The organism is Parabacteroides sp. CAG:2 (genome assembly GCF_000436315.1).
Taxonomy (GTDB): Bacteria; Bacteroidota; Bacteroidia; order Bacteroidales; family Tannerellaceae; genus Parabacteroides; species Parabacteroides distasonis.
This window is the reverse complement of the sequence record NZ_FR885285.1, coordinates 792-5,656: the sequence shown is the minus strand read 5'-3', so window position 1 is coordinate 5,656 and position 4,865 is coordinate 792. Positions and strand designations below refer to the sequence as shown.

Sequence of the window (4,865 nt, the reverse complement as noted above, 5' to 3'; positions counted from 1 at the left end):
GGACCCAAAAGCATTTCCCCCAAAATCCCCTACTCGAATCCTCGCTCTATGGAAAACAGATACTCCGGCGACATTTACTAACATTGAGATTTCTCCATGCTTCTGCGCTTCGTCTATCAAGCTCAGAATAGACGAGCGTGAGGACAAGTCCATTTCCATCGGCAGTACGTCAAATCCGGCATTGTTCATTGTCTGGGCAATAATCGCTGCATTATTCATACTGTTTTTTTCCCTAAAAAGGTTACCTTCGCGGAAACAAGATATCGCTTTGGAAGTACAAGAATTATTGAAACTATATGCCGCTCACCCGCAAGTGACGGCGCTGGACACCTTACTGAAAAACGATACGTCCCGCAATATATTCCTAAAGGGACTGAATGGCTCGGGTCCGGCAATGACGATCGCCTCTCTTTTTACGAAAGGAAGGGGGAGTTATGTGTGCGTGTTGAACGACCAAGAGGAAGCCGGCTATTTCTATCACGACTTGATGCAACTTACCGCCAGCAATGAGGTATACTTCTTCCCATCCGCTTACCGGAGGGCCATCAAGTACGGGCATGTCGATCCGGCGAACGAGATCCTGCGCACCGAGGTACTCAGCCGGTTGCAAGACCCGGACGCCTCTTTCGTGATCGTCACGTATCCGGACGCCTTGGCGGAACGAGTCGTGGCCCGGGAGGTATTGAAGGAGAATACCTTAAAGATCAGCGTGGGCGAGAAGCTGGATAATATGTTTGTCTCCGACGTGCTGGACGAGTATGGCTTCGAGCAGGTCGACTATGTATATGAGCCGGGGCAGTACGCCCTCCGTGGCAGTATCCTCGACGTTTTCTCTTTCTCCAACGAGTTTCCCTACCGTATCGACTTTTTCGGCGACGAGGTGGAGACCATCCGTACGTTCGACGTGGAGACGCAGCTCAGCAAGGAGAAACTGGACAGCATCTATATCGTACCGGAGATGAGCAAGAACGCCAAGGATAGTACTTCCTTGCTAGGCTCCCTTCCCCGGAACACCTGCATAGCGGCGAGAGATCTCGCATGGTGCAAGGAGCGCATCGGAAGCGTATGGAACGACGATCCGGTGGTAGCCGACGAGGAATCCTTCGCCGATATCGACCAGATGCGGAAGAAATTAGTCCGGGGCGAGGACTTCCTACGGGAGGTCTTGGATTTCCGTCGCATCCATTTCGGGGCACGGCCGATGGGAACGGCGGACGCTACCATCCATTTCTCTACGCAAACGCAGCCGATCTATCATAAGAATTTCGACCGGGTGAGCGAGTCGTTCCATAAATACCTCGACGAGGGCTATACATTATATATATTGAGCGATCAAGAGAAACAAGCCAACCGTATCCGGATGATTTTCGAGGATAGGGGCGACAATATCCCTTTCACCGCCGTAAACCGCACGATACACGAGGGATTCGCCGACGATACGCTACGCATCTGCTTTTTCACCGACCATCAATTGTTCGACCGCTTCCACAAGTTCAACTTGAAGAGCGATAAGGCACGAAGCGGAAAGATCACCCTTTCGCTCAAGGAGCTGAACCAGTTCTCGCAGGGGGATTATATCGTACATATCGACCATGGCGTAGGACAGTTCGGGGGATTGGTACGCACCGAGGTGAACGGTAAGATGCAAGAGGCCATCAAATTGATTTATCAGAATAACGATATTATATTCGTCAGCATCCATTCCCTGCATAAATTATCGAAATACAAGGGGAAAGAGAGCGGCGAGCCGCCTAAGTTGAGCAAGCTCGGCACAGGCGCATGGGAAAAGATGAAGGAACGTACCAAGGCGAAGGTGAAGGATATCGCCCGGGACTTGATCCTCCTCTATTCCAAACGCAAGCAAGAGACGGGTTTCGCCTACACGCCGGACAGCTTCATGCAGCATGAGCTGGAAGCCAGCTTCATCTATGAGGACACGCCGGACCAGATGAAGGCTACCGCCGAGGTCAAGGCGGATATGGAAAGTACCCGTCCGATGGACCGGTTGATTTGTGGAGACGTTGGTTTCGGAAAGACCGAGGTGGCTATCCGCGCGGCATTCAAGGCGGTATCGGACAATAAGCAGGTGGCCGTGTTGGTACCCACCACCGTACTGGCTTTCCAGCATTACCAGACGTTTTGTGAGCGCTTGAAGGATTTCCCTTGCAAGATCGATTATATCAGCCGGGCCCGTACGGCCGCGCAAATCAAGGCTACCTTGAAAGAGCTGAAAGAGGGCGAGGTGAATATCTTGATCGGCACCCACCGGATCGTCGGCAAGGATGTACGTTTCAAGGATCTGGGCTTGCTTATCATCGACGAGGAGCAGAAGTTCGGGGTATCCGTCAAGGAGAAGCTTCGGCAGCTGAAGGTGAACGTGGACACCTTGACAATGACGGCCACCCCGATCCCCCGTACCCTACAGTTCTCCTTGATGGGGGCCCGGGACCTTTCCAGCATCACCACGCCACCGCCCAACCGTTATCCCGTGCAGACGGAGGTGGAGCGTTTCAATCCCGATATCATCCGGGAAGCGATCAATTTCGAGATGAGCCGGAACGGGCAGGTATTCTTCATCAACAACCGTATCCAGAACATTTACGAGATGGAAGCCTTGGTACGGCGGGAAGTCCCCGACGCACGGGTAGCCGTGGGGCACGGGCAGATGGAGCCGGAGAAGCTGGAAAAGATCATCCTCGATTTCGTGAATTATGAGTATGACATATTGATAGCCACCAGTATCGTGGAGAGCGGCATCGACGTACCCAACGCCAATACGATCATCATCAACAACGCCCAGCAATTCGGGCTTAGCGACCTCCATCAGCTACGCGGACGTGTAGGACGAAGCAACCGGAAAGCCTTCTGCTACCTCCTTTCCCCGCCACTCACCTCGCTGACGCAGGAGGCACGGCGCAGGTTGCAAGCGATCGAGAACTTCTCCGAGCTGGGTAGCGGTATCCATATCGCCATGCAAGACCTCGATATCCGGGGGGCCGGCAATATGTTGGGGGCCGAGCAAAGCGGTTTCATTGCGGATCTGGGTTACGAGACGTACCAGAAGATCTTGGAGGAGGCGGTAGACGAGTTGAAAAGCGAGGAATTCGCCGATCTTTACGCCGATAACACCGAAGGGCACCGGGATACGGGCAGCGAGTACGTCCGGGAGACCTATATCGAGAGCGACCTGGAATTGATGTTCCCTCCCACCTACATCCCCAACGACTCGGAGCGTATCTCCCTATACCGGGAGTTGGATAATATGGAGGAGGAACGTGATATCCTCGCCTTTACGGAGCGCCTGAAAGACCGCTTCGGCAAGATACCGAAGGAGGGCAAGGAGTTGATCCGGATCGTGCGCCTCCGCCGCATGGCCAAGAAACTGGGCATGGAGAAAGTGATCCTGAAGAAAGGGCAGATGAGCCTCTTCTTGGTGAATAACCCGGATAGCCCGTATTACCAAAGCGAGGCGTTCGGCAAGCTGCTGGGCTTCATCCAAAAGCATCCCCGTGAGTGTAACCTCCGGGAGCAGAACGGCAAGCGAAGTATCGTGATCAAGAACGTCCCTACGGTGGAAGCGGCATGCGGCTACCTGCAAGAGATGGAAAAAATAAACTCAACCAACTTTTGACACATCCTCTTACAAACACGAAAAGATATGGAAAAGAAAACGATTATAGACCTTTTTGAGAGTTCAGCCAAGCGATTCCCGAGTAATCCTTTTTTATGGGAGAAGACGGGCAAGCGATTCGAGCCAACCACTTACGCCGAGGTTCGCGACCTCGTCTATGAGGAAGGCGCCGGCCTCATATCGCTGGGTGTGCGAAAGGGGGATAATATGGCTTTACTGAGCGAAGGGCGCAACGCGTGGATCATCGGCGAGCTGGCCATGTTCTACGCCGGGGCGACGAACGTGCCCCTATCAATCAAGCTGGAGGAGGCGAACGACCTCCTGTTCCGTCTCGTCCACGCCGACGTGAAATATATCATGGTATCGGGCCAGCAACTCAAGAAAATCCGGGCGATCAAGGATAAGCTCCCCGCCGTACGGAAGATCATCGTACTCGACGAGCAAGCGGAATACCAAGACCGTGAGATGTCGCTGTCCGAGATACGCCGGATGGGGAAGGTCTATCTGGGTATTCATCCGCTAGAGGAGTTCTTGGCGATCGGGCAATCGCTGGGCAACGATGATTACGCCACCATCACCTATACCTCCGGCACGACCGCCGATCCGAAAGGCGTGATCCTCACCCACCGTAACTATACGGCGAACGTGGAGCAAGCGCTCACTTGCGTGGATATAGACGATACGTGGCGTACGTTGGTGATACTCCCGCTGGACCATTGCTTCGCCCACGTGGTAGGATTCTACATCTTCATGTCGAAGGGAGCCTCGGTAGCTACCGTGCAGGTAGGGCGTACCGGTATGGAGACCTTGAAGAATATCCCTATCAATATAAAGGAGTTCAAGCCGTACCTGATACTGAGCGTCCCCGCCTTGGCGAAGAACTTCAAGAAGAATATCGAGCAAGGTATCCGAGCGCAAGGCAAGAACGCCGTCCGCCTTTTCAACCTAGCCTTACGGATCGGTTATATCTATAATGGGGATAGCGACGAGGAGGAAGGAAAAGGTTTCCGCGTCCTCTTGAAGCCACTGGTCCGTTTGTTCGACAAGCTATTGTTCGCGAAAGTCCGTGAGAACTTCGGGGGCGAGCTGAAGTTCTTTATCGGAGGGGGCGCCTTGCTGGATAAGGACTTGCAGAAGTTCTATTACGCCTTGGGAATCCCGATGTACCAAGGATACGGGCTGAGCGAGGCGACACCGATCATCTCGACCAACGGCCCTCGCCCACCCACCCTCT

General features: G+C 53.6%; 1 protein-coding gene and 2 pseudogenes (1 of these 3 only partly in view). 2 read left to right on the top strand and 1 reads right to left on the bottom strand.

The genetic code is table 11. From position 1 onward, the window contains the following. Positions 1 to 219: pseudogene (locus tag QVP94_RS07850) on the bottom strand (hypothetical protein); the annotation flags it as partial. Positions 220 to 268: 49 nt separating this feature from the next. Between QVP94_RS07850 and mfd the strand changes: the two are divergent. Beyond that, positions 269 to 3,631, top strand: a complete 3,363-nt coding sequence (gene mfd, locus QVP94_RS07845) for a transcription-repair coupling factor (RefSeq protein ID WP_022192327.1) — start codon at positions 269 to 271, stop codon at positions 3,629 to 3,631. A 27-nt stretch (positions 3,632 to 3,658) separates the two neighbouring features. Then, positions 3,659 to 4,865 (top strand): annotated as a pseudogene (locus QVP94_RS07840) (AMP-dependent synthetase/ligase); it runs 727 nt beyond the window's last position.